The sequence below is a fragment of the Alkalilimnicola ehrlichii genome, assembly GCF_003399765.1.
Taxonomy (GTDB): Bacteria; Pseudomonadota; Gammaproteobacteria; order Nitrococcales; family AK92; genus AK92.
In genome coordinates this window covers 97,015-120,776 of record NZ_NFZV01000001.1, presented here as the reverse complement: position 1 = coordinate 120,776, position 23,762 = coordinate 97,015, and the positions used below count along the sequence as shown (strand labels likewise).

The window sequence follows — 23,762 nt, the reverse complement described above, 5'->3', positions numbered from 1 at the left end:
CCTTATGAACGACGCAGGCTACTTACCGGCACCCGCACCGCACCTGTCGCGTCCGGGCGTTGCGGCAAGGTATCGGGCCCCCAGCCATGGCCATAAACGACTTCATAGGTTGCCGGCAAACGGCCCTCCGCATCGCGGAAACGCTCATAGGCGCGATAGACTTTTTCTAAAGCCCCCTTGCCAGTCAAACCGCGCCGGCGCCCGGCGCTAACGTTATGCGCACCCAAGGTTTTCAGGTCGCCCATCAGGTCGCGCACCTTGTCGTAGGTGAGCGTGAAGTGCTCGACGTCCATAACCGGCTCAGCCAGGTGCGCTCGAACGAGCGCGTCTCCAACATCGTGCATATCGATGAAGGCATTGACGTGAACGGCGTCGTCTACGGCAGACCAGCTTTGCCGCAACTCCGTTAGCGTATCGGGCCCTAAGGTGGAAAACATCACCAGCCCGCCGGGCCTGAGTACCCGCTGAAACTCAGCGAAAACACGATCGAGATCGTGACACCACTGTAAGGTGAAGTTAGAGAAAACTAGATCAACGCTGTTGCTCGCCAGCGGCAAAGCCTCGGCATCGCCGCACACGCACCGCAAGGGACGCAAAAAGCCGCCACGCCGCTTGGCTTGGCGCAACATGGATGGCGCGATATCCAAAGGGATGACTTCGGCCTTTCGGTATCGCTTTTGTAACGCGCGCGCAGCGTATCCCGTTCCGGCACCCACATCCAAGATACGCTCCGGCTGTAGCGTCACGAGGTCCAAGCGCCCCAATAGACGCTCGCCGACCTCTCGCTGCAACACGGCGACTTCATCGTAACGGCTGGCAGCGCGATCAAAGGCATCGCGAAGCTTTGCCTTCTCCGGTCGGTAATTATCCAATTCGCTCATGAAACACCCTAGTCGCTACAGCATTCGCCGCAACTCGGCCAACGCAGCGTCGAGTTCGGCCCGGTGACTATAAAACGGGACGTGGCCTGCTCCAAGCAGGCATGTCGCTTTGGCAGCGACCATGGAGGATGCGACACCCTCCACCGCTGCGGGCGATATTAGCGGGTCTAGCTCGCCCACCAACCAACGCGTCGGCGTCTCAATCCGAGCCACCATCGATCGCAAATCGGTTGTTAATAAATAACGAAGCCCTGCTTGCAAACCCGTCGCGCCGGCAGCGGGAGTCGGTTGCCGATAACGCAGAGCCTTCACCTCCGCACGCGCGGTACCGCCACGACTCCCTAATAACCCAAGAAACTCCCGCCAGACCCGTTCGACACCCTGCTCAAGCCCGGCTTGCATGGCCCGCAAAGCAGCCGGGTCGACACCGGCCGACCACCCGTCGCCGGTACAAAAACGAGGGCTAGTAGCCATGAGACACATTCCGGCGGCAGCGGTTTCGTGCGCTAATTGCAGACTTAACATTCCGCCTAAGGACCAGCCGACCCAAACGGCTCCGGCCGGTGCGGACTCTATCAGCTGAGCACGCAGCGTAGCGACGTCAAAGTCTTCTGCAGGATCGCCCGCATGTCCGGGCAGCTCGAACAAATGAACACACCATTCGCCAGCCAAAGCCTCGGCCCAATCGCGCCAAACGACGGCGCTCATGCCCCAACCGGGCAGCATAATAAGATCTGGTCCACGGCCTAACGTTGGATAGCTTCTCATGCAGAGTCCGCAAGCTTAAGCCGCTCGAAGGCGTCCAATAGACGGTCCACCTGCTCCTCGCTATGCTCAGCAGAGAAGGTAATCCGTAAACGCGCACTACCCGGCGGCACCGTCGGCGGCCGAATGGGCGTCACCAGCATTCCGGCCGCCATTAGCTGTTCGCCCAGCCGAAGCGCCCGCTGCGCTTCTCCCACCAATAACGGTTGGATGGGAGTCTGCGACGCCATTAACGGCAACCCGAGCTGTTCGGCGCCGCGACGAAAACGCGCGATCAAGGTCTGTAGCTTGTCGCGCCGCCAGGATTCCGTTCGCACAAGTTGCAAGCTTGCACGGGTGGCCGCCGCCACGGCGGGGGCTGGGCGGTGGTGAACATAAAGGTACGCGCCTTCTGCACCAGATACTCAACAACGGGGGCTGGGCCGGCCACAAACGCCCCGAAGGTACCCAAGCCTTTGCCGAGCGTGCCGATCAGAAGCGGCACCTGTTGTTGCGCTAGCCCGTAGTACTCCAACACCCCTCGGCCTTGCTTGCCGATGACCCCGATTCCATGCGCGTCGTCAACGATCAGCGTCGCATCATGTTCGGCAGCCAATTGGCTGATGGCAGGCAAAGGCGCTAAATCGCCATCCATACTGAAAACGCCATCGGTAACCACCAAACGGCGGGCAACCGCTTCCGCACCCAGCCGCATCCGAAGATGCTCCGCATCGGCATGGCGATAGCGGATTCGCTTGGCACCGGACAGCCTTGCTCCGTCAAGCAGCGAGGCATGGTTAAGACGATCCTGAAACACGCCGTCGCCGCTGCTCGCCAAAGCATCGATGACGCCCATGTTGGCCATATAGCCGGTGGAGAAAAGAAGCACCCGGTCGCGACCGAGGAATTCCGCCAGTTCCTCTTCTAAAGCTTCATGCTCCCGGCGGTGGCCGGTGATTAAGTGAGCGGCCCCGCTGCCGACCCCGTCGCGCTGCGCCGCCGCGGTAAACGCCTCGACAACGCTCGGATGTTGTGCCAAGCCGAGATAGTCGTTGCTACAGAAAACCGTACACCGCCGCCCGTCCACCCAGGCTTCTGTCGGACCTGCGACGTCGATACGCCGCGGCTGCCGATACAAATCGGCAGCCCGCAACGCGGCTAGCTCTTCGCTCGGGTCCCACATCGCTTAGTGGCCGCAAGCTTGGGCTTGCTCGCAATCGTCCGTGGCGACTTTTTGAAACCGCAGCCCAAGCCGCTCGAATAGCGCCCGATCCCGATCGGCTTCCGGATTCCCGGTCGTCAACAGTTTATCGCCGTAGAAAATACTGTTCGCGCCCGCCAGAAAACACAGGGCCTGCTGCTGTTCGTTCATCTCGGTACGACCGGCCGACAGACGCACATAAGAACGCGGCATCATAATGCGTGCAGCAGCGATCGTACGGATGAACTCAAATGGATCGGGTGCTTCGGCATCGGCAAGCGGCGTACCTTCAACAGCGACCAGCTGATTAATGGGAACGCTCTGCGGATGCTCGGGCAGATTCGCTAGCGTGCGCAGCATCGAGGCTCGATCGGAGCGTTGCTCTCCCATACCGACAATGCCGCCGCAGCAAACATTCATTCCGCTCCGGCGAACCCGCTCCAGGGTGTCCAAACGGTCTTGATAGCTACGGGTGGTAATAATGTCGCCGTAGAACTCTTCCGAGGTGTCTAAATTATGGTTGTAATAGTCGAGCCCGGCGGCCTTTAGCGCCTCGGTCTGCTCGTCGTTGAGCATACCCAGGGTGGCACAGGTTTCCAGCCCCATGGCCTTGACCTCCCGCACCATCGTCGTAACCTTTTCTAGGTCTTTACCCTTTGGACTGCGCCATGCGGCGCCCATGCAAAAGCGCGTAGCGCCGGCGTCTTTGGCCCGCCGCGCAGCCTCGACAACAGCCGCGGTATCCATCAGGCTCTCCCGTTCCAAGCCGGTGTCGTAACGCACGCTTTGCGGGCAATATTTACAGTCTTCCGGACAAGCGCCGGTTTTGATGCTCAGAAGCGTACTGACCTGCACTTCATTCGGATCGAAATAGCGCCTGTGGACGTTCTGCGCCTCCCAGATCAAGTCGAAGAAAGGGCGCTCGAATAAAGCCTCGACTTCATCCTGACGCCAATCGTGGCGGATGATCGCTTCTTGTGGCTGCATGGACATCTCCCGGCTAAGCTTAGGCAATCTGAAGAACAAGGATGGTAGCGCGGGGGGCTGCCCTGTCAACCAAAAAGGGAATAAAATGGTTTACAGGTGTTTAAATTTTGCTCATCGGTATGTGTTTCCCCCCTATTGCAGGCTCTGTGGCGCGCCCGGCCATCGCGGCTTGGATATCTGCAAGGAATGCGACTCGTCGCTGCCGAAGGCCGACGCAGGCTGCCGGCAATGCGGCATGCCTTTAGCAACCGGCGATGACGTCATCTGTGGTCGCTGCCTCCGCCAGCCGCCCGACTACGATGCCGTATACGCTGCCTTTGCCTACGACTATCCACTAGACAAGCTAATTAAAGCGCTCAAGTTCGACGCAAGCTTAGCCGCCGCCAGGCTCTTGGGCGAACTCATGGGAAGGACATTAGCGAAGACAGGCAACCGCCAAGCCGATGCGATCGTTCCAGTCCCATTACACAAAACCCGGCTGCGCGAACGGGGCTACAACCAAGCCACGGAACTGGCTAAACAGGTACGCAAGTATATTCCGGCCTCTTTACGGACCGACCTCATCGAACGCAGCAGACATACGCAGATTCAGAGTGAGCTGCCCGCGAAAGCACGTCGCGGCAATGTCCGGGGCGCCTTTCGGCTAAAGAAAGCCAACGTACCGCCCCGGGTGGCCGTGCTCGACGATGTCATGACTACCGGCTGCACCGTCAACGAAATTGCCAAGCTTCTAAAACGCGCCGGAGCGGAGCAGGTAGAGATATGGGTGGTCGCAAGGGCGTTCAAGTAAAGCAGGATACTCCCCACTAATGATAGCCGTAATGCAGAAGAACCCCGACAAAAATGGCGCCACCAAACCACATATTATTCAGAAAAGCCCGAAAACAATTATCGCGCTCCCGGCTATAAATAAGATATTGCTGATAGACAAAAAACAAGCCGCCAAGCGCTACAGACCAATAGTAAACCGCGCTCATGCCCGCCTGCACCCCGATCAGCACCAGACAAGCCAACATAAGCAGCTGCAAAAGGCCGATGATAAGACGGTCATGCTCGCCAAACAGGATAGCCGTCGACTTAACGCCAATTTTCAGATCGTCGTCGCGATCGACCATCGCATATTGCGTGTCGTAGATCGTGGCCCAAATTACCGCGGCCAAGAACACTAACCATGCAATCTGCGGCACGGTACCCGTTTGCGCGGCGAATGCCATCGGCACCGCCCAGCCGAAGGCAGCCCCCAGATGAACTTGGGGTAGATAGGTATAGCGCTTCATAAAAGGGTAGGTCGCTGCGAGCACGATACCGACGAAGGCGAGCTGAATCGTCAACGTGTTCATGAGCAACACTAAACCGAAGGCCGTCAATCCCAACAGCGCGAATACGATCAACGCCTCTTTGCTGGTAATCCGACCCGCCGTCAACGGTCGCTCTTTAGTCCGTTTAACATGCAAGTCGATATTACGGTCGGCATAATCGTTGATCACGCAACCGGCCGCACGCATCACCAACACACCCAGCACAAAGACGCCCAAAACGAGCGGCTGCGGAAACCCTTCCGCGGCAATCCATAAGGCCCATAGCATCGGCCAAAGCAATAGGAAATTGCCGACCGGCCGATCCAAGCGCGCCAGCAGCGCATACTGCCATAGACGGTCTGCAACCGTCGCCAAACTCGGCTTCATCCCCCCTCCTTATGGCTTAAGGAAGTCTTAGACATCTCCGTTGCTTTCGCGGCGAAACTCACAGCGCGAAAGACATCGCTCGTTTATCCCGTAAGCCGTCCACTAATTCGGGCAAAAACACTTCCGTCACCAGCAAACGACAACTGTCGAAACTGAGCATAGAGCGACGCGCCCACAGTCCGCTGGAAACCGCGACATGCCGCTGCACTACCGGCAACAGCGGATCGCGCTCGTCGAGTCGTCGGATGAGCAAGGGCGTACGCTGCACGGGGAAACGGCCAAATAGCACGCTCCCTAAAGGGCGTGCGCCCAATCTCAATAAAGGTTTATAACGCCCGCGCAGGCTCTCCAAGGGCACTGCCGTTCGTGCGTACACCCAAGGCGTCGAATCGCACATCAAGAGCACTTCTCGCATCCATGCGTATCGCCCTACCGGCTGCCCGAGCGCCAGAGCCTCTTCGGCAGCGGGCAGCGACCAGCATTCGCTGAGGATTCGCACCCGCAAGCGCCCACCGCTATGTCTCTGAATGCGCGCGGTCAGCGACGCCGTATCTTCCAGCCAAGGTCGCAATCGCCGTGGAACGCACTGGCGTAGCGGATCTTTCTGCGGCCGCCATTTGCTCATTTCAAACCCCACCTGCTGCGGCCTCTGCCAAGCGTCGAAAGCGCGCTATTATGTCATGGTCGGCAGCTTGTTGAGAAACCATTGCCGCAGCGTTCCTATACCTGCCCGTAGCGCTCCGCATCCCCCACCCAGCGCCGCACTAAAGCGTCGACCCGCTCAGGATATTCCGCCAGCAAACGATCGCCGATTCTATGCACTGTCGGCAGCAATCCTGCATCTCGCTCCAGGTCGGCGACACGGTACTGCAAAGCGCCGGTCTGCCGGGTTCCCAGAAACTCGCCGGGGCCGCGGATCTCAAGATCGCGCCGCGCGACCTCAAAACCGTCGGTCGTCTCCCGCATCACCGCTAAACGCTCCTTAGCCGTCCGCGACAGCGGGCCTTGATACATCAAAACGCAACTGCTGGCCGCCGCGCCACGCCCGACTCGGCCGCGCAACTGATGCAGCTGAGATAACCCTAGCCGTTCGGCATTCTCGATAATCATGAGGCTCGCGTTGGGCACATCGACACCGACCTCAATCACCGTAGTTGCCACTAGCAAATCGAGCTCATGGCGCTTGAACGCGGCCATCACCGCTTCTTTCTCGGCACTTTTCTGACGGCCATGCACCAACCCCACCCGTAACTCCGGCAAGGCCTCGGCCAGATTCTCCGCCGCAACCTCCGCCGCTTCGGCCTGTAACACTTCCGACTCTTCCACCAACGTGCAAACCCAATAGGCCTGCCGCCCCTCGGCACACGCTGCGCGTACCCGCTCAACGACTTCCGGCCTCCGACTGGAGGCCACTGCGACCGTTCGCACTGGCGTGCGCCCGGGCGGCAACTCGTCAATCACCGACACATCCAGGTCAGCATACGCAGTCATTGCCAACGTACGCGGAATGGGCGTGGCCGTCATGATCAATTGGTGTGGCTGCACGCCCGCCTCGCGCCCTTTTTCCCTCAATGCCAGCCGCTGATGCACGCCGAAGCGGTGCTGCTCGTCAATCACAACCAAGCCGAGCCGGGCGAAACTGACCGTTTCCTGAAACAACGCATGCGTGCCGACCACCACCTGCGCACGACCGTCGGCTACTGCCTGTAACTGCGCTTGCCGTGATCGGCCGCTCAGCCGCCCTGACAACCACGCCATCTCGACCCCTAACGGTTCCAGCCAAGCCGCAAAATTTCGCATGTGCTGCTCGGCCAAAAGCTCCGTCGGCGCCATGACCACTGCCTGCCAACCGGCCTCGACCGCACCGAGTATTGCCAGAGCTGCAACAACCGTCTTACCGGAACCGACGTCGCCTTGCACCAGACGCAACATCGCCTGCTCGGTCGCCAGATCCGCCTCCACTTCGGCAACCACACGTGCCTGCGCCTGCGTCAACTGGAACGGCAACTGAGAGAGAAAAGGCTTCTTTAGGCGATCGGCAGGCGGCAAAGCCGGAGCGACCACTAACTGCTGCATGCTCGCACGCAGCCGTCGCAAGGTAAGGTGATGCGCGACCAGCTCTTCCAATGCCAGGCGGTGGCGGCACGGATGGGAGCCGTTCTCCAACAAATCGCGCGGCGCATCGGTCGGCGGGCAATGTAAATAGCTGAGCGATTCATACAGCCCCGGCAGTTCCAGCCCCAACCCGGCCAACAGATCGGGCAGCCCTTGCTCAGTTTCCGCGTAAAGCAAGGCATCTTTAACCAGGCGTCGCAGGCTGTTTTGCTGCAAACCTTGCGTGCTGGGGTAAATCGGCGTCAGCCCCTCGCTCTCCCACGCCTCGTCGTTCGCATCGGCATGGCGATACTCCGGGTGAATCATCTGCGGCATACCCGGACCATCGCGCACTTCGCCAAAGCACTGAATGGTCGTGCCACGTGCTAAATCGGCCTGTAGCTTGGGATAGAAATGGAAGAAAACCAGCGTCAAGCTGCCGGTGCCATCGCTGACACGACAGAGCAACCGACGCCGCCGACCCGGCGCAACCTCGCAGAGTTCGACAACGCCCTCGATAAGCACGTGCTCACCTGCCCGCAGGCGCCCGATCGGTACGCGTGTGCTTCGATCCTCATACCGCAGAGGCAAATGAAACAACAAATCGCGAACTTGACTGATTCCAAGCTTTGCCAAGCGCTCGGCAAGCCGCGGCCCAACGCCTCTCAGCTCCGTCACCGGCTTTAATGTGCAGGCTACCGCCATACCCAAGACACCCGGCTTAACTGCCCAGCACCATCACACCGTCCATCTCGACCTGCGCCCCTTTCGGCAAACTGGCCACACCGATTGCGGCGCGAGCCGGGTAGGGCTGCTGCAGATACTCGGCCATGATCTCGTTAACCAGCGCGAAGTGGCCGAGATCGGTCAGGAAGATGTTCAGCTTTACAATATCCGTTAACTGTCCGCCTGCGGCCTCGCACACTGCCGCTAGATTGTCGAATACGCGGCGAATCTGTGCCGCCATATCGCCCGTCACCAACTCCATGGTTTCCGGCACCAGCGGGATCTGCCCGGAGAGATAAACGGTATCGCCGACCTTAACGGCCTGCGAATAGGTGCCAATTGCCTGCGGGGCGCGTTCCGTCTGGATAATCTCGCGGCTCATCGAATACTCTCCTGCAATAGCCAATCCGTAAAACACGGGCCATTATTGCAGATAGACGAAGCTTACGGGATAGACGGAAGCTTGTAAGAAAAAACAAAGGCCGACTCAACCTTTTCGGCGGGTAATCCGGGTAACGCTACTGAGCAAACGCAGTCGGCGCAGGACATGCGCCAGATGAACGCGATCGCGAACGCTAAGCACGAAGCGGATGGTCGTGACCATACCGTCTTTCTCGTCGACAGCGACGCTTTCGATATTCGACTCCATTTCGGAAATGTTCGCCGCCAGCTCGGCCAGCACACCGCGCCGGTTCACCACGTCAATGGCAACCAGTACCGGGAAATCGCCTTCGACTGCCGGCTCCCATTGCACATCGACCCATTTTTCGGGGTGATTGCGGTACTCTTTGACGTTGCGACAGTCGCGATGATGAATCACCACCCCACGGCCGGCACTGGCAAAACCAACCACCGGATCGCCCGGAATTGGGCGGCAACATCGGGCGAAGGTAACGACAGCGCCTTCGGTGCCCTTGATGTAAAGCCTCTGGCTACCCGGCTGAACCCCCTCCCGCACGGCTTCCGGCGCGATACCCGACAAGCGTTGGGCCACTAGCCATGGCATTTGCTGGCCAAGGCCTACCGTCTCGAACAGCGCTTCCAGACTCTCTACGCCAAACGCATCCAGCGCGTTGTCGACTTGACTCTGAGAAAGATCGCTCAAGCTTTGCGATAACGACGCCAGGGCTTGGTCCACAAGACGCTGACCCAACGCGGCGGCGGCTTCTCCGCGTAAGCGCTTCAACGAATGCCGAATGGCAGTGCGCGCTTTTGCCGTCACCACGAAATCGAGCCAAGCCGGATTCGGGCGAGCACCCGGCGCGGTAATGATTTCCACCGTTTGGCCGGTCTGCAACGGAGTGCGCAGTGGCGCCAAGCGGTGGTCGATCATGGCGGCAATACAGCCGTCGCCGATATCGGAGTGCACAGCGTAGGCAAAATCGATAACCGTAGCCCCACGCGGCAATTCCAAAATCCCGCCCTTAGGCGTAAAGACGTAGATCTCATCGGGCTGGAGGTCGATCTTGACGTTTTCGATAAACTCCAGCGAATTACCGGCATTACGCTGCATTTCCAGCAGCCCTTTCACCCACTCGCGGGCGCGGGCTTGGGCCGTATTGCTGGCCGTATCGCTTTCTTTGTACAGCCAATGCGCGGCAATACCTGCCTCGGCAACCCGGTGCATTTCCTCGGTACGCACCTGCGCTTCAATTCGCATCCGCCGAGGACCGACCAAACTCGTGTGCAGCGATTGGTAACCGTTTACTTTAGGAATAGCGATATAGTCTTTGATGCGGCCCGGTTTAGGCTTGTACAGACTGTGCAGCACGCCGAGAACGCGATAACAGGTATCGACGTTATCAACGATAATGCGAAAACCATAAACATCGAAAATATCTTTGAAGTTATGGTTTTTATCGCGCATCTTCTGGTAAATGCTCCAAAGATGCTTCTCGCGCCCCACCACCCGGGCATCGATGCCGGCCTCGCCTAAGCGAATACTAATGGTATCGGTGACTTGATCGATGATCTCGCTGCGATGCCCTCGCTGGCGGCGCATCTTCTCCTTCAGCACGCGATAGCGCATCGGGTAGAGCGCGGCAAAGCCGAGATCTTCTAGTTCGATCCGCAAGGTGTTGATGCCGAGCCGCTGGGCGATGGGAGCATAGATTTCGAGCGTTTCGCGCGCGATTCGATGCCGCTTGTGAGGCGGCATCACCCAAATCGTGCGCATGTTATGCAGACGGTCGGCGAGCTTAATTAAAATGACGCGAATATCCCGCGACATCGCCAGGACCATCTTGCGGAAGTTCTCGGCTTGGGCTTCGGCCTTGCTCTTGAAGTCGATTTGGGTGAGTTTACTGACACCGTCGACTAATTCGGCGACGTCTTCCCCGAAGGCGGACGCAACGTGGTCTTTCGCGGTAGGGGTATCTTCGATGACATCGTGCAGGATGGCGGCCACTATACTTTGATAGTCGAGCCGCATTTCCGCCAAAATCTTAGCTACCGCTAACGGATGGGTAATATAAGGCTCGCCGGATAAGCGGCGCTGCCCCGCATGCGCTTCCGCACCGAAGCGGTACGCTTCGTAAACAAGCCGTACCTGCTTCGGCTCCAGGTAGTGATCCAGCAACGAGCATAGATCGCTAGCCTTGCGCGCGGGGTCGTCGCTGCCGACTTCCTCTGGAACTAAGGGGTCACTACGCCCCATACGCCCTCTGCTGCCCGCTTAAGCCTGCGGCTGATCGGCGCCGGGGGCATCCCCGCCCTCAGCCGTTTCAGCCGCTCCGGCAAGTGCTGCCTGATTCTCGTCCGCCTTGAGAATTTTCCGCGTGACGTAGCCCTCGGCGATTTCCCGCAAGGCCACTACGGTCGGCTTGTCGTTCTCAAGCTCCACGAACGGCTGCGAACCGTTAGCGACCTGCCGGGCCCGCTTGGAGGCGACCAGGACCAACTCGAAACGATTATCGACGTTGTCCAAACAATCTTCCACGGTCACTCGCGCCATATCTCGCCTCCGTCAAGGTATACAAGCAAATTCTAACGTCAAGGGTTCAATTCTAGCGCCTATGCACGCTTGCTGGGAAGCCCGCACTTGCAGCGCCGTGGCGCTTAGGCGACGACGACACACGACACCCCTAAGCTACGCGAGAATATCCCTCAACACATCCTTCATTCTTTGGGATTGTGCGGCGCAGCGCAAGCGGCGAGCGCGAACAATTGCAGAAAGATCGGCCAGGGCCTGGTCGAAACGATCGTTCACGACCAGATAATCGTACTCGCCGTAGTGGGACATTTCGCTGACCGCTTCCCGCATTCGGGAGGCAATAACCTCGTCGCTATCCTGCCCACGCGCTCGCAACCGGGCTTCCAGCTCGTTGCGCGAAGGCGGTAGGATAAAGATAGAAACGCTGTCGGGCATCGCCGCTCTTACTTGCCGAGCGCCTTGCCAATCGATCTCCAATATCACATCGACGTCCTGCGACAAACGCGCCTCTACCGCCGGCTGCGACGTACCGTAATAATTGCCGAACACACTCGCATGCTCAAGGAAGGCAGCCTCCGCAACCATACGTTGAAAGCGCTCGACATCGACGAAATGATAATGCTCCCCATCGACTTCCCCCGGCCGCCGCGATCGGGTGGTATGGGAGACCGAAACGGCAAGGTTCGGCCAGGCCTCGACCAACGCCGACACAAGGCTAGTTTTGCCTGCTCCGGATGGGGCGGAGATGATATAAAGTGTGCCCGTCATTAAGGGGTACCCGACGTATTCGTTTGCTATTCGATGTTCTGGATCTGTTCGCGCATCTGCTCGATGAGCACTTTCATTTCAACCGCGGCGTTGGTGGTCTCGGTATCCGCCGCCTTAGAGGTTAGCGTATTCGCTTCGCGATTCAGCTCCTGCATCAAGAAATCCAACCGCCGACCAACCGGCTCCCGCTTGGTCAACACTCTTTCGACTTCCGTCACGTGGGTCGCCAGACGCTCCAACTCTTCGTCGACATCCAACCGCTGAGCGACAATCACCAACTCCTGCTCGATCCGCCCGGGATCGGCCGTCGCTTCCATGTCCTGAATTCGCGCCATGAGCTTTTCGCGCACATAAGCATTGACCTGCGGTCGCCGCTCGCGCACTTTCGCCACCAGTTCAGCCACTTTGTGCGCCCTATCGCGCACGATCTCGGCCAAGCGGACCCCTTCTCTTTCGCGGCCGGCAACGAAACCGTCTAATGTTTTCTCCAATAACGCAAGCGCTGCTTTGCTGATCGGCTCCATATCCTGCTCGACATCTTTCATAACGCCGGGCATACGCATCAGCTCAAGAGGGTTGATCGGGGTCGCACCTCCGATACGTTCGCCCAGCGCATTCGAGGCCGACAGCAATTTTTCGACGTACGGCCAATTCAGCTCGACATCGGCACTCACCCCCGCGACCGGGCGGAAACGCAAATTGCATTCCACCTTACCCCGGGACAAACGAGCCGATAACCGCTCGCGCAAGGCCGGCTCCAGGTGCCGCAACTCTTCCGGCAAACGCGGATAAATATCGAGATAGCGATGGTTGACGGAGCGCAGCTCCCAAGTCAGTTTTCCCCATTCGCCCTGGTATTCCTGACGCTCGAACGCAGTCATGCTCCGAATCATGGCGATTTCCTCTTTGCGGCCGGTCGACGCCCCGGTGATAAAGCCGAGATCTTACGCATTCTTGAAGCGGGAAAAACCAGCCGGGCCTGATATCGTATCCCCCCGGCCATGCCCGTTATGCTAGGCTTGCCCGCTTCTCCCACCCAGCTATGAGGTAGGCAATGCGCCCAAGTGGTCGTCGCCCCGACGAATTGAGACCGATCCGTATCACTCGCGGTTATACTAAGCACGCCGAAGGCTCCATCCTGATCGAGTTTGGCGACACCCATGTATTATGCAATGCGAGCGTTGAAGACCGAGTTCCACCCTGGATGCGGAACAGTGGCCGCGGCTGGGTAACGGCCGAATACGGCATGCTGCCGCGCGCCACCCACACCCGCAGCGACCGCGAAGCCGCCCGCGGCAAACAGCAGGGCCGTACCCAGGAAATCCAGCGCCTGATCGGCCGTGCCTTGCGCGCCGCCGTCAACCTGGAAGCGCTCGGCGAGCGTAAATCGTACTCGATTGCGATGTCATTCAAGCCGACGGCGGCACCCGTACCGCGGCCATCACCGGCGCCTATGTAGCCTTGGCCGACGCCATTGCCCATTTACGCCGCAACAAGTTACTGCGTAAGCAACCGCTGTTCGGCCAGGTAGCGGCCGTCTCGGTAGGCATTTACCGTGGCACGCCGGTACTGGACTTGGATTATGCCGAGGACTCGGAGGCGGAAACCGATATGAACGTCGTCATGAACGACGCCGGTGCCTTCATCGAACTGCAAGGCACTGCCGAAGGCCATGCCTTTCGCCAGGACGAATTGAACCGTATGACGGAACTGGCCTCCAATGGAATAGCCGAGCTGATCGCGATCCAGAAAGCAGCACTCGCGGAAGAGCTTTAACAGCCCATGCAAGAAACCGTATTTGCCAGCAACAACCAAGGCAAGGTGGCGGAACTCGCCGCCTTGCTTGAAGGTTTACCGATAGACCTGAAACCGCAATCCCATTACGGCGTAAGTGCCGCCGAGGAAACCGGGCTGACCTTTGTCGAGAATGCCCTCATCAAGGCACGACATGCCAGCCGCGCCACAGGGCTACCGGCAATCGCCGACGACTCCGGCCTAGCGGTGGACGCTTTGGGCGGCGCACCGGGCATTTACTCCGCGCGCTATGCCGGCCAAAACGCCAGCGACGAAGAAAACAACGCGCTACTGCTAAAAAACCTCGCCGACGTTCCGCAAACCGAGCGCGGCGCGCAGTTTCATGCGGTTGTCGTCTATCTGCGGCACGCCGAAGACCCCATTCCGATCATCAGCCACGGCCAATGGCCGGGGCGCGTGCTGACAGCCCCTCGGGGCAGCAACGGCTTCGGCTACGACCCGCTGTTCTTCGTTCCGGAGGAACACCTCAGCGCAGCCGAACTCGACCCGGTCAGCAAGAATCGCCTTAGCCACCGAGGCCAGGCCGTACGCCAGCTATTGGCGCAATTGGAGCAGGTTCTGGGGCGATGAATCCGCCACCGCCGCTCGCGCTATACGTCCACCTACCGTGGTGCGTCCAGAAATGCCCTTATTGCGACTTTAACTCGCACGCGCTGAAACGAGACCTGCCCGCAGACGCCTATGTCGACGCCTTGCTAAAGGATCTAGACAGCGAAGCGGTGCGGGCCGGCTCGCGACCGGTTAGCAGCATTTTCTTCGGCGGCGGCACACCGAGCCTGTTTCCGCCGACAGCCATTGCTCGCTTACTGACGGAGACACGAGAGCGCCTCAACCTCGCAGCCGATGCCGAGATCACCCTGGAAGCTAATCCGGGTACGGTTGAGCAGGCCCGGTTCGAGGGCTTTCGCGAGGCCGGCGTCAATCGGTTATCGATCGGCATCCAAAGCTTTGGTACAGAGCAACTGCAACGACTAGGCCGAATCCACGGCGCAGAGGAAGCCCTGCGCGCAGCGGAAGCTGCCCGCGGAGCAGGCTTCGACAACTTCAATTTAGATCTGATGTTCGGCCTGCCGGAGCAGGACCTTGCCGCGGCTCAAGCGGACCTTCGCCAGGCTATCGAGCTCGCGCCGGCTCATATCAGCTACTACCAACTAACGCTAGAACCCAACACCTTATTCCACGCCCGACCGCCGATACTGCCGGACGAGGACGCGGTGTATGACATGCACGTAGCCGGTCAAGCCCTGTTAGCCCAGCATGGTTATACGCAGTATGAAGTTTCCGCGTATGCCCAAGCAGGACGATACTGTCGACATAACCTCAACTATTGGTTATTTGGCGATTATTTGGCCATCGGCGCCGGCGCACATGGCAAAATCAGCAACGCCGACGGCATCCATCGGTACTGGAAAGTCAAACACCCGCGCGATTACCAACAACACGCCGGCCAAGCCTCTGTCTTGCAAGGTGAAAAACGCCTGTCGGAAAAAGACATTGTGCTGGAATTTATGATGAACGCGCTGCGTTTACGCGAGGGTTTCGCCATACCGTTTTGCGAAGCCCGCACCGGCCTTGATTGGGAGCGGCATTTTCAAGCCCCCGCGACAGCAGCCATCGACCGAGGCCTACTCGAACGAGTCGCCGACATCGTACGCCCTACCGAAGTCGGCAGCTTGTACCTCAACGAAACACTCGAATTGTTTCTATCGGCAAACGCCTGAGCATGCATGCGCCGCGCGCCCATCCCCTTTAATCGGGTACTATAACGAGCGGAGGGCCCGTTCATGAATCACCAACAAACCCCGCAGTCGAATGCCAAACGCGCCGGCACGATGATGTTCATCGCCATGTGGATCCTGGTGCTGTTATTACTCACGGGCGGCTTTAATTACTGGCTGGAAGGACAGCAAAACCCTAATCGCAACCCCGGCGGCGAGACCTTGGTCGACGGCACCCGAGAAGTGACGTTACAACGCAACCGTTACGGCCACTATATCGCGACGGGAAGAATCAACGGCGAAGCAGTCACCTTCATGCTCGACACCGGCGCGAGCGATATTTCCATTCCTGGGCGGATCGCCGAGCGGCTTGGGCTGGAGAGGGGCGCCCCGCAACAGTACCGCACGGCAGCCGGCATCATCACCGGCTACCGCACGCAACTCGAACAGGTCGAACTTGGCCCTATAGCGCTAGAAGACGTTCGTGCATCCATCAACCCCCACATGGACGCCGACGAGATCCTCCTGGGCATGAGCTTTCTCAAGCACCTGGAATTCACCCAACGGGGCGATCGCTTAACCCTTCGCCAGTACTAACAGGTTACCGAAGAATCATTTTCGGCAACCTGCTAACGGCCGACCGACTTCTTAAACTCGACGCCCCCAAAGATCGTGCTCATCGGCGTGTTCAATAAGCACCTCAGCCCGGTCGCCGACGGTTAGATTCTGGCCGTCGACAACGTAGACGCTGCCGTCGATTTCCGGCGCGTCAGCGCTACTACGGGCGATTGCACCCTCCGCATCCACCTCGTCGACAAGCACTTTGACTGTGCGACCAACTTTTTCCGCCAGTTTCTCCGCACTGATCCGAGCCTGAACGTCCATAAAGCGCGCCAGACGTTCCTCTTTAACGGCCTCCGGCACCGGATCGGCCAGCTCGTTGGCCGCCGCCCCCTCAACCGGGGAATACTTGAAACAGCCGACCCGGTCCAAGCGCGCCTCTTCGAGGAAATCCAACAACTCCTGGAAATCCTCTTCGGTTTCCCCAGGAAAACCGACGATGAACGTCGACCGGATGGTCAAGTCCGGACAAATTTCACGCCACGCTCGAATCCGTTTGAGGTTATTTTCGCTGGATGCGGGACGCCGCATCGCTTTCAGAATGCGCGGGCTGGCATGCTGCAAAGGCACATCAAGGTAGGGCAACAGCTTGCCCTCGGCCATCAACGGGATAATGTCGTCCACATGCGGATAGGGGTAGACGTAATGCAGCCGCACCCAAATGCCAAGCGCGGAGAGGGCCTCGCAAAGCTCTTTCATGCGCGTTTTCACCGGGCGCCCCTGCCAAAAGCCGGTACGGTAGCGCGTATCCACGCCGTAGGCACTGGTATCCTGGGAAATCACCAAGAGCTCTTTCACTCCAGCATCCGCCAGCCGCTTAGCCTCGTCCAAAACTTCGCCGATAGGCCGACTCACCAGATCGCCACGCATGGACGGAATGATGCAAAACGTACAACGGTGATTGCAGCCTTCCGATATTTTGAGATATGCGTAGTGGCGCGGGGTAAGCTTAACGCCTTGCGGCGGAACTAAGCTGGTGAAGGGATCGTGCCGGGGCGGGAGATGCTCGTGAACGGCGCCGACCACCTCTTCGTACGCGTGAGGGCCTGTCACCTTCAGAACTTGCGGGTGTTTCTCCCGAATCACATCCTCTTTCGCTCCCAAGCAACCGGTAACGACGACCTTACCGTTCTCGGCAACCGCCTCCCCGATGGCATCCAGGGACTCTTCCACGGCCGCGTCGATGAAGCCGCAGGTATTCACCACGACCAAATCGGCATCGTCGTAGGTCGGCACCAGATGATAGCCCTCGGCTCGCAACTGGGTAAGAATGCGCTCCGAATCCACTAAAGCTTTAGGGCAACCTAAGCTGACGAATCCGATTTTGGCTGTTTCGCTGTATCCATAGTCCATGACCCACGACATCTTGTGAGGAGGTGTCGGCAACCCTATACACCGAGATGGCGGCACTATACGTAACTTCGTCGCCAGGGTTAAGGAAACATTGATCAAATTATTCACGCGTTAGGCAAGCCCACCAACCCGCGGACGGCTCAGCCGGCACGATACTCGCGCGATCCTGTGCGCAGCTGGCAGACCTCATTGCTTACAGCAGCGGAACGGCTTTCTCTGAAGGATTCAAAACCAAGATTTGCTCCCGCTCGGCGGGGATGAAAGGCGCCACAAGACGGTACTCGGCAACGTTAATTATTCAGTATTTCCTTAAGCCTATGCTATCTTTCCTGTTAAGGACGACCCGGCTTTGGGCAATGGAGGCTATATGCAACGGACCGCGCAAGAACCCGATTTTGATTTCGACGCCTGGGCGAAACTGGCCAATCGCGATCCGGCCGAATTCGAAGCCCGCCGGGCGGAGTATATAGAGCAATTTATTCGCCTCGCGCCGCCGGACCGTCAGGACCGCCTACGTCGACTACAATGGCGTATCGACCGCACCCGCGATTGTGCCTCCAACCCGTTAGCCGCCTGTTTACGAATCTCGGCGATGATGTGGGACTCGCTACTCGGCGAGCGCGGCTTGCTCAAAGCGCTGGAAGACGCTCGCGACGGCAACAGCACGCCCGCGTCTAGCGCCCAAATCATCGAATTCAGCCAGAAAAGCGCTGCCGAGCGCACGAAAAGTGAGCGGGCACACTAAACGCGCACTTGCTCAGAAGCGCAAGTGCGTCTATCCTTACCCCCTTTTCGGATTCCGGCCTCCCGGTGCTTCCGGGCGTTGAGCATTAAGGTGCAGTCAGTCATGAAGAAAGACATCCATCCCGAGTATCGAGAGGTGGTGTTCCAGGACATCTCGAGCGATTTCGCGTTCCTGACCCGGTCCACCGTGCAAACCAAGGACACCATCAAGTGGGAAGACGGGAATGAGTACCCGCTGGTGAAGCTGGAAGTCTCCAGCAAGAGCCACCCGTTCTTCACCGGTAAACAACGGGTTCTCAGCAGCGGCGGTCGTGTCGACCAGTTCAACAAGAAGTTTGGCGGCCTCTCCGCTCGCCGCGGCAAATAAGCCTACCCAAGCTCCTAAAAAGCGCCCTTTACGGGCGCTTTTTTGTTCGCAACACCCCCCAAAACCGTCCTTGCACCCATCTTGGGCACATCATAAACCTCTGTTATAGAAACAATTTCACATTCCTTTCTCGCAGCCGCTTCCCGCCATAGGGGTTTATTGGTACTATCTGCGCGGCCTAATGACCTGCTTTTCGAGGAATGTAGCGCGCGAACCGGCGCCGGCAGGGCAATGCCTTTATTTGCCTATCGCATGAGCCTCCCGTGGAAAAGTAAGGAGGCCTACAGTCAAGAGACTGGCGTTGCAGGCAGCAGCGGCCGAGCGTGGTCGCTTTTCGGCATTTCATACCGTGGGTTCACGGTTTAAAGTTTAGGAGAGCGTTCCATGTCGCAGAAGACCCTCACAGTAACCGACAACGCTTCGGGCAAGACTGTCGATTTCCCTATCCGTAGCGGCACCCACGGGCCGGATGTAGTCGACATCAAAAGCCTATACAGCCAGTTCGGCTACTTTACTTACGACCCAGGCTTCACTTCCACGGCAAGCTGCCGTAGCGACATTACTTTTATCGACGGCGACGAAGGCATACTGCTTTATCGCGGCTATCCGATCGATCAACTGGCAGAAAAGAGCTCTTTCCTCGAAGTCTCTTACCTCCTGCTCTACGGAGAGCTGCCCACCGCCGATCAGCTAAGCGAATTCACCAGTTCGATCACCCGCCACAACATGGTGAACGAAAGCCTGAAGAACTTCTTCAATGGCTTCCACTACGACGCTCACCCGATGGCAATGCTCACGGCAGTCGTTGGCTCGCTGTCGGCGTTCTATCACGAAAGCATCGACGTTAACGACCCGGCCAGCCGCGAAATCTGCGCCCACCGCATCATCGCCAAAATGCCGACGATCTCCGCCGCCGCTTTCAAACACATGATCGGCGAGCCCTTCATTTACCCGCAGAACACGCTCAGCTACACCGGGAACTTCCTGAACATGCTGTTCTCGCGGCCGAACGAAGATTACGAAGTTAACCCGATTGCGGAAAAAGCACTGGATCAGCTGCTGATTCTGCACGCCGACCACGAACAGAACGCCAGCACGTCCACCGTGCGCCTGGCCGGCTCCACCGGCACCAACCCGTTTGCGGCTATCGCTTCCGGTTGCGCCGCGCTTTGGGGGCCTGCCCATGGCGGTGCCAACGAAGCGGTGCTGAACATGCTGGAAGAGATCGGCGATGTCAGCAACGTGCCGAAGTTCATCGACAAAGCCAAAGACAAGGAAGATCCCTTCCGTCTTATGGGCTTCGGCCACCGGGTCTACAAGAACTACGATCCGCGAGCGACCATCATCCGCAAGACTTGCCACGAAGTTCTGAACGAACTGGGCATGAGTAACGATCCGCAGCTCGAACTGGCCATGCGCCTGGAAGAAATTGCGCTGCAGGACGAGTACTTCGTCGAGCGGAAACTGTACCCGAACGTCGACTTCTACTCGGGCATCATCTATCGTGCGCTGGGCATTCCGACCGAGTTCTTCACGGTTCTGTTCGCGTTGGGCCGGACCCCGGGCTGGATCGCACAGTGGATGGAAATGAGCGCCGATCCGGAGCAGCGTATTGGCCGCCCGCGCCAGATCTACACTGGCGCCGCCACGCGCGACTACGTCTCCATCGACAAGCGTTAAAAGACAGTTGACGCATGAAAAAAAAAAGCCCGGGCCTTCAAAACCCGGGCTTTTTGATTCAGCGCTTGGCCAGTAGGCAGCATACTCCTGCTAATAGGGCACGGAAAATAATGCCACGCGACTCAGGCAAAGAGCCCGGCATACATTCTCAGGCGCTCAACAACTCCCGTACGGCAGGCAAATTAGCACGCTGCATCGGCTGCCCATCGACGCGGCTGCGCGGCGCTTCTCGTAGGCCTTCCGGCTCGAATACCGTTAGATCGACCATGACGTCGCCCGCCGCAAACCGAAACACAGGCACCATGACGTAATCCTCGCGGCCAAACCGTAGCCGCCGCTCAGCCGTCTCGAAGGGAATGTTGTGCTCCATGAGAAACAACACGACTTCCTCGGGCGTATCCGCAAATACATGCAAATTAACATCCGAGTGCTGACTCGCGGTGCCGTTCAAGACCGAGCCAACCAAACGGGGCCGGAAGGGACTGAAGAACTCCATCGCCGCCACCGCTTGCTCACGCAAATAACGTACTCTGGCAGGCTGGTCTTCTGCTTGAAACAGGCGTTGATAGTCCGCTAACGCGTCTTGAATCTCGCGGTTGCCGGGGAGGTTTCGCGTATCCGGCGCACCGATACGCTCGGCGGCCTTACGTTTGGCAAAGGCGTAATCGCTCACCCCTTCCTCAGCCATAATTCTAGCCGCCTCCAGGGTAAGCCGCTGGCGCATACGTTCATCCCTTGGGTTCACCTTTTTCGCCATCCTGTCTCTCCCGCTGAGAAACCGAAGATACCCGCAGGCACTGTCGGCAAACCGACCGCGGACGATGAAAGAACTGAAGCGCCGCCACACAGACTCGACATCGATCGGGTAAGGGCGCCCACACCGCCTGCCGGCCGCCAAGACGCCCCACGCTTCTAAAGCCCACTAGAACAACGAGTCGCTTGGCCCTCCGCCGTTGCCGCTGCTCGGCCGGTCTCCCCCATCCTCCGCGGGCACATTATCTTCCATGAAGATCTCGAAAATCGCCCGCGGATTGTTGGCACTTGTCACGAGACCGGTATCGGGGTCAATTCGCACGGTTACGATACCTTCCGGCTGCGGCAAGACACGCTCCGGCTTACCGTCCAAAGCTACCCGTACGAACTCCAACCACATCGGCAATGCAGCGCTAGAACCGGTTTCGCCGGCGCCTAAGGGTAACGATTGATCAAACCCTACCCATGCCGTCGCCACGACATCGCCGTTATAACCCACGAACCAAGCATCCCTTTGTTCGTTAGTGGTACCCGTTTTGCCTGCCAGATCGGAACGCCCTAGCTGCAACAGTCGCCGCCCTGTACCTTGCCGAACCACATCCATCAACATGGAGTTCATTAGGTACGCGTTCTGCGCCGATAATGTCCGCGGCGCAGGCGAAGGTTCCGGCATAGGCAAACGGTGTAGCTCTTCGACGGCCGCCATATCGTCCGCCGCAGCGGTATCGAAGCCCACTTCTGTCCAACCTTCGTCGGAATCGCTGCTCTCGATGCAGTCGTCACAGGCAATTAGCGGTGCTGCCCGATAAAGCACCTCGCCATCTGCTCTTTCAATACGGTCAATAAACCATGGCTCAACCCGATAACCGCCATTAGCAAACACCGCATAAGCGGAAGTAATTTCCAACGGCGTGACGTCCGGACTACCCAACGACAAGGAAAGGTTACGCGGCATCCGTTGCGGGTCGAAGCCGAACCGCTCCATATAATCCACCGTATAACCAACCCCAATGCTTTGCATAACGCGGATCGACACCAGGTTTCGCGAGAAAGCCAAAGCATCTCGCAGACGCGTCGGCCCGTAGAAACGGCCGCTATAATTCTCCGGTCGCCAAGTTCCCTCCAACGCCGCATCCTCAAATACGACCGGCGCATCGTTAACGATGGTTGCCGGCGTATACCCCTTATCCAAGGCCGCCGCGTAAACGAAAGGCTTAAAGCTGGAACCGGGTTGGCGCTGCGCTTGCGTCGCACGGTTGAATCGGCTGTGGAAGAAATCGAAGCCCCCTGCCAGCGCTAAGATACCGCCGTCTTTGGGAGATACAGCCACCAACGTCCCTTCCGGCTCCGGCACCTGCGCAAGCCGCAGACCGCTACTTGTCTCGCGAACTCGGATCACGTCTCCGATATCAAACACGTCGCCCGGCGCGCTCGGGAAGCGTCCTTGCGCATTGCGACTGAGAAAAGGCCTAGCCCACCTGATGCCTTCCCACGGCAGCACGCGCTCCTCGTCGTAAGCCGGCAGATAGATGCGAACGCCTTTCGCCTCCTCCTCGCCGGAAGGCTCGACATCTTTACCCACCTCTAAAGACACCACCACGGCCGGCAACAATCCGGCTACCGGACGATATGGAGCCATCGCCACTGCACGCTGCTCGGGGTCTTCAAGCACGTCGGCCTCAAGTTGAGCCAACGGCCCACGGTAGCCATGCCGTTCGTCATAACTCAACAACGCACTTCGCAACGCACTGTTAGCGGCTCGCTGCATGTTCGAATCGAGCGAGGTGTACACGCGATAACCACCGGTGTAGGCCTCTTCGGTACCGAAACGGGTAACCATTTCCGCTCGCACCATTTCGGCAACATACGGTGCCTCAACCTCGGCGCTTAAGCCGTAAACGCGCGCCGTCAAGGGCGCTGCCATCGCCTCGTCGAACTCGGCCTGAGTGATATAGCCCAAGCTCAACATGCGACGCAGCACATACCCCCGGCGTGCAACGCCGCTCGGGGGTTGCTGACCGGATTCGCCGCCGAGGGTGCTTGCGGCAAGCCTGCAATGGTGGCGACTTCGGCCAAAGTCAGCTCATCGACCGAACGGCCATAATAAACTTGGGCGGCAGCACCAACGCCATAGGCCCGATGACCTAAGAAAATTTTATTCAGATAAAGCTCCAGCACTTCTTCCTTGCTGAGCTCTCTGTCGATTTTCAAAGCCAACAATATTTCGTTGGCCTTACGGAGGTATGTCTTCTCTCGGCTCAAAAAGAAATTGCGCGCTACCTGCATGGTAATCGTACTACCGCCCGGCCCCATCTCGCCGGTACGCACGATGTGCCAGACGGCGCGAATCAAACCTTGGTAATCGACGCCAGGATGGGTGAAGAAACGCTCGTCCTCGGCGGCCAGGAAGGCCTGGATCATTTGCTCGGGGATATCTTCGTAGCGTAGCGGCGCGCGACGTTGCTCGCCAAACTCGCTAATCAGCTTCCCATCCTGAGAATAAACCCGCAGCGGGACTTGCAGCTTAACGTCGCGCAGCGACTCCACCTCCGGCAACTTAGGCGCCAAAATGAAGTAGGCAACGCCTCCAGCTATGGAAACTGCAAGCGAAAAGAGCAAGAATAGTACTATAAGATAACGGATAGCGCGTCTCATGGGTGCTTCATTCGTGTAGTGCGGATGCCGCGTTGCGT

22 protein-coding genes and 2 pseudogenes are annotated in these 23,762 nt (G+C 58.6%); 8 read left to right on the top strand and 16 right to left on the bottom strand.

From position 1 onward, the window contains the following. Positions 1-2: 2 nt before the first annotated feature. From bioC to bioB, 4 genes and pseudogenes are all read right to left on the bottom strand, one after another. A complete protein-coding gene (gene bioC, locus CAI21_RS00550; protein WP_116300496.1) occupies positions 3-881 on the bottom strand; it encodes a malonyl-ACP O-methyltransferase BioC in 879 nt (292 codons plus the stop codon). A gap of 15 nt (positions 882-896) precedes the next feature. Next, positions 897-1,607, bottom strand: coding sequence for an alpha/beta fold hydrolase (locus CAI21_RS00545; RefSeq protein WP_258867949.1), 711 nt, complete (start codon positions 1,605-1,607; stop codon positions 897-899). A 38-nt stretch (positions 1,608-1,645) separates the two neighbouring features. Continuing rightward, positions 1,646-2,808: pseudogene (bioF, locus tag CAI21_RS00540) on the bottom strand (8-amino-7-oxononanoate synthase). Positions 2,809-2,811: 3 nt separating this feature from the next. Next, a complete protein-coding gene (gene bioB / locus CAI21_RS00535) occupies positions 2,812-3,819 on the bottom strand; it encodes a biotin synthase BioB (protein WP_116300494.1) in 1,008 nt (335 codons plus the stop codon). On the opposite strand from bioB, the gene CAI21_RS00530 reads away from it, so the two are divergent. Continuing rightward, positions 3,791-4,603 (top strand): ComF family protein, encoded by an 813-nt coding sequence (locus tag CAI21_RS00530; protein WP_309544929.1) that lies wholly within the window; start codon positions 3,791-3,793, stop codon positions 4,601-4,603. The genes bioB and CAI21_RS00530 overlap by 29 nt on opposite strands. 16 nt (positions 4,604-4,619) lie before the next feature. On the opposite strand, the gene ubiA is transcribed toward CAI21_RS00530, so the two are convergent. The 8 genes from ubiA to CAI21_RS00490 all read right to left on the bottom strand — a co-directional run bounded on the left by ubiA (position 4,620) and on the right by CAI21_RS00490 (position 12,911). Then, a complete protein-coding gene (gene ubiA, locus CAI21_RS00525) occupies positions 4,620-5,498 on the bottom strand; it encodes a 4-hydroxybenzoate octaprenyltransferase (protein ID WP_116300492.1) in 879 nt (292 codons plus the stop codon). A gap of 58 nt (positions 5,499-5,556) precedes the next feature. Continuing rightward, a complete protein-coding gene (locus CAI21_RS00520; protein ID WP_116300491.1) occupies positions 5,557-6,123 on the bottom strand; it encodes a chorismate--pyruvate lyase family protein in 567 nt (188 codons plus the stop codon). Between the two features lie 95 nt (positions 6,124-6,218). Continuing rightward, positions 6,219-8,297, bottom strand: a complete 2,079-nt coding sequence (gene recG / locus CAI21_RS00515; RefSeq protein ID WP_116300490.1) for an ATP-dependent DNA helicase RecG — start codon at positions 8,295-8,297, stop codon at positions 6,219-6,221. Between the two features lie 16 nt (positions 8,298-8,313). Continuing rightward, on the bottom strand, positions 8,314-8,700 hold the full coding sequence (locus CAI21_RS00510) for a RidA family protein (RefSeq protein WP_116300489.1): 387 nt from the start codon (positions 8,698-8,700) through the stop codon (positions 8,314-8,316). A 105-nt stretch (positions 8,701-8,805) separates the two neighbouring features. After that, positions 8,806-10,974, bottom strand: coding sequence for a bifunctional GTP diphosphokinase/guanosine-3',5'-bis pyrophosphate 3'-pyrophosphohydrolase (gene spoT, locus CAI21_RS00505; protein WP_116300488.1), 2,169 nt, complete (start codon positions 10,972-10,974; stop codon positions 8,806-8,808). A gap of 18 nt (positions 10,975-10,992) precedes the next feature. Continuing rightward, positions 10,993-11,271, bottom strand: a complete 279-nt coding sequence (rpoZ, locus tag CAI21_RS00500) for a DNA-directed RNA polymerase subunit omega (protein ID WP_116300487.1) — start codon at positions 11,269-11,271, stop codon at positions 10,993-10,995. Between the two features lie 135 nt (positions 11,272-11,406). Beyond that, on the bottom strand, positions 11,407-12,018 hold the full coding sequence (gene gmk, locus CAI21_RS00495) for a guanylate kinase (protein ID WP_116300486.1): 612 nt from the start codon (positions 12,016-12,018) through the stop codon (positions 11,407-11,409). 26 nt (positions 12,019-12,044) lie between these two features. Beyond that, the gene (locus tag CAI21_RS00490; RefSeq protein WP_116300485.1) at positions 12,045-12,911 is read right to left on the bottom strand and encodes a YicC/YloC family endoribonuclease; all 867 of its coding nucleotides are present in this window, start codon (positions 12,909-12,911) and stop codon (positions 12,045-12,047) included. A 161-nt stretch (positions 12,912-13,072) separates the two neighbouring features. Between CAI21_RS00490 and rph the strand changes: the two are divergent. The 4 genes and pseudogenes from rph (at position 13,073) to CAI21_RS00470 (ending at position 16,148) form a co-directional block, all read left to right on the top strand. Continuing rightward, positions 13,073-13,794 (top strand): annotated as a pseudogene (rph, locus tag CAI21_RS00485) (ribonuclease PH). Positions 13,795-13,800: 6 nt separating this feature from the next. Next, positions 13,801-14,403: an RdgB/HAM1 family non-canonical purine NTP pyrophosphatase gene (gene rdgB / locus CAI21_RS00480; RefSeq protein WP_116300484.1), complete on the top strand. Its 603-nt coding sequence runs from the start codon at positions 13,801-13,803 to the stop codon at positions 14,401-14,403. Continuing rightward, positions 14,400-15,554 carry a radical SAM family heme chaperone HemW gene (gene hemW / locus CAI21_RS00475; RefSeq protein WP_116300483.1) on the top strand — a complete coding sequence of 385 codons (1,155 nt, stop codon included), beginning with the start codon at positions 14,400-14,402 and terminating at the stop codon, positions 15,552-15,554. The genes rdgB and hemW overlap by 4 nt, the downstream gene beginning before the upstream one ends. 63 nt (positions 15,555-15,617) lie before the next feature. Continuing rightward, entirely contained in the window at positions 15,618-16,148 is a 531-nt protein-coding gene (locus tag CAI21_RS00470) for a retropepsin-like aspartic protease family protein (protein ID WP_116300482.1), read from the top strand. A 51-nt stretch (positions 16,149-16,199) separates the two neighbouring features. Here the strand turns inward: CAI21_RS00470 and rimO are convergent, their stop codons facing one another. Continuing rightward, positions 16,200-17,525, bottom strand: coding sequence for a 30S ribosomal protein S12 methylthiotransferase RimO (gene rimO / locus CAI21_RS00465; RefSeq protein ID WP_116300481.1), 1,326 nt, complete (start codon positions 17,523-17,525; stop codon positions 16,200-16,202). A gap of 367 nt (positions 17,526-17,892) precedes the next feature. Between rimO and CAI21_RS00460 the strand changes: the two genes are divergently transcribed. The 3 genes from CAI21_RS00460 (at position 17,893) to CAI21_RS00450 (ending at position 20,316) form a co-directional block, all read left to right on the top strand. After that, complete coding sequence (locus CAI21_RS00460; RefSeq protein ID WP_116300480.1) at positions 17,893-18,270, top strand: DUF3135 domain-containing protein; 378 nt, start codon at positions 17,893-17,895, stop codon at positions 18,268-18,270. Between the two features lie 102 nt (positions 18,271-18,372). After that, positions 18,373-18,636: a type B 50S ribosomal protein L31 gene (locus tag CAI21_RS00455; RefSeq protein WP_116300479.1), complete on the top strand. Its 264-nt coding sequence runs from the start codon at positions 18,373-18,375 to the stop codon at positions 18,634-18,636. Between the two features lie 384 nt (positions 18,637-19,020). Further along, entirely contained in the window at positions 19,021-20,316 is a 1,296-nt protein-coding gene (locus CAI21_RS00450; protein ID WP_116300478.1) for a citrate synthase, read from the top strand. A gap of 148 nt (positions 20,317-20,464) precedes the next feature. Here CAI21_RS00450 and CAI21_RS00445 read toward each other — a convergent pair whose 3' ends face one another. The 3 genes from CAI21_RS00445 to CAI21_RS24430 form a co-directional block, all read right to left on the bottom strand. Further along, the gene (locus tag CAI21_RS00445; RefSeq protein WP_181919197.1) at positions 20,465-21,073 is read right to left on the bottom strand and encodes a hypothetical protein; all 609 of its coding nucleotides are present in this window, start codon (positions 21,071-21,073) and stop codon (positions 20,465-20,467) included. A gap of 165 nt (positions 21,074-21,238) precedes the next feature. Further along, positions 21,239-23,050 (bottom strand): penicillin-binding protein 1A, encoded by a 1,812-nt coding sequence (locus CAI21_RS00440; protein ID WP_258867938.1) that lies wholly within the window; start codon positions 23,048-23,050, stop codon positions 21,239-21,241. Beyond that, positions 23,032-23,724 (bottom strand): transglycosylase domain-containing protein, encoded by a 693-nt coding sequence (locus CAI21_RS24430; RefSeq protein ID WP_258868869.1) that lies wholly within the window; start codon positions 23,722-23,724, stop codon positions 23,032-23,034. The genes CAI21_RS00440 and CAI21_RS24430 overlap by 19 nt, the downstream gene beginning before the upstream one ends. Positions 23,725-23,762 lie beyond the last annotated feature (38 nt).

Coding starts and splice junctions, on each gene's coding strand:
- CAI21_RS00460 (WP_116300480.1), top strand. CDS start 17,893: ATGCAACGGACCGCGCAAGAACCCGATTTTGATTTCGACGCCTGGGCG.
- CAI21_RS00510 (WP_116300489.1), bottom strand. CDS start 8,700: ATGAGCCGCGAGATTATCCAGACGGAACGCGCCCCGCAGGCAATTGGC.
- CAI21_RS24430 (WP_258868869.1), bottom strand. CDS start 23,724: ATGAGACGCGCTATCCGTTATCTTATAGTACTATTCTTGCTCTTTTCG.
- bioB (WP_116300494.1), bottom strand. CDS start 3,819: ATGTCCATGCAGCCACAAGAAGCGATCATCCGCCACGATTGGCGTCAG.
- CAI21_RS00455 (WP_116300479.1), top strand. CDS start 18,373: ATGAAGAAAGACATCCATCCCGAGTATCGAGAGGTGGTGTTCCAGGAC.
- CAI21_RS00445 (WP_181919197.1), bottom strand. CDS start 21,073: ATGGCGAAAAAGGTGAACCCAAGGGATGAACGTATGCGCCAGCGGCTT.
- rdgB (WP_116300484.1), top strand. CDS start 13,801: ATGCAAGAAACCGTATTTGCCAGCAACAACCAAGGCAAGGTGGCGGAA.
- CAI21_RS00530 (WP_309544929.1), top strand. CDS start 3,791: ATGATCGCTTCTTGTGGCTGCATGGACATCTCCCGGCTAAGCTTAGGC.
- recG (WP_116300490.1), bottom strand. CDS start 8,297: ATGGCGGTAGCCTGCACATTAAAGCCGGTGACGGAGCTGAGAGGCGTT.
- bioC (WP_116300496.1), bottom strand. CDS start 881: ATGAGCGAATTGGATAATTACCGACCGGAGAAGGCAAAGCTTCGCGAT.
- CAI21_RS00450 (WP_116300478.1), top strand. CDS start 19,021: ATGTCGCAGAAGACCCTCACAGTAACCGACAACGCTTCGGGCAAGACT.
- hemW (WP_116300483.1), top strand. CDS start 14,400: ATGAATCCGCCACCGCCGCTCGCGCTATACGTCCACCTACCGTGGTGC.
- CAI21_RS00545 (WP_258867949.1), bottom strand. CDS start 1,607: ATGCTGCCCGGTTGGGGCATGAGCGCCGTCGTTTGGCGCGATTGGGCC.
- gmk (WP_116300486.1), bottom strand. CDS start 12,018: ATGACGGGCACACTTTATATCATCTCCGCCCCATCCGGAGCAGGCAAA.
- rimO (WP_116300481.1), bottom strand. CDS start 17,525: ATGGACTATGGATACAGCGAAACAGCCAAAATCGGATTCGTCAGCTTA.
- CAI21_RS00490 (WP_116300485.1), bottom strand. CDS start 12,911: ATGATTCGGAGCATGACTGCGTTCGAGCGTCAGGAATACCAGGGCGAA.
- rpoZ (WP_116300487.1), bottom strand. CDS start 11,271: ATGGCGCGAGTGACCGTGGAAGATTGTTTGGACAACGTCGATAATCGT.
- CAI21_RS00470 (WP_116300482.1), top strand. CDS start 15,618: ATGAATCACCAACAAACCCCGCAGTCGAATGCCAAACGCGCCGGCACG.
- spoT (WP_116300488.1), bottom strand. CDS start 10,974: ATGGGGCGTAGTGACCCCTTAGTTCCAGAGGAAGTCGGCAGCGACGAC.
- ubiA (WP_116300492.1), bottom strand. CDS start 5,498: ATGAAGCCGAGTTTGGCGACGGTTGCAGACCGTCTATGGCAGTATGCG.
- CAI21_RS00520 (WP_116300491.1), bottom strand. CDS start 6,123: ATGAGCAAATGGCGGCCGCAGAAAGATCCGCTACGCCAGTGCGTTCCA.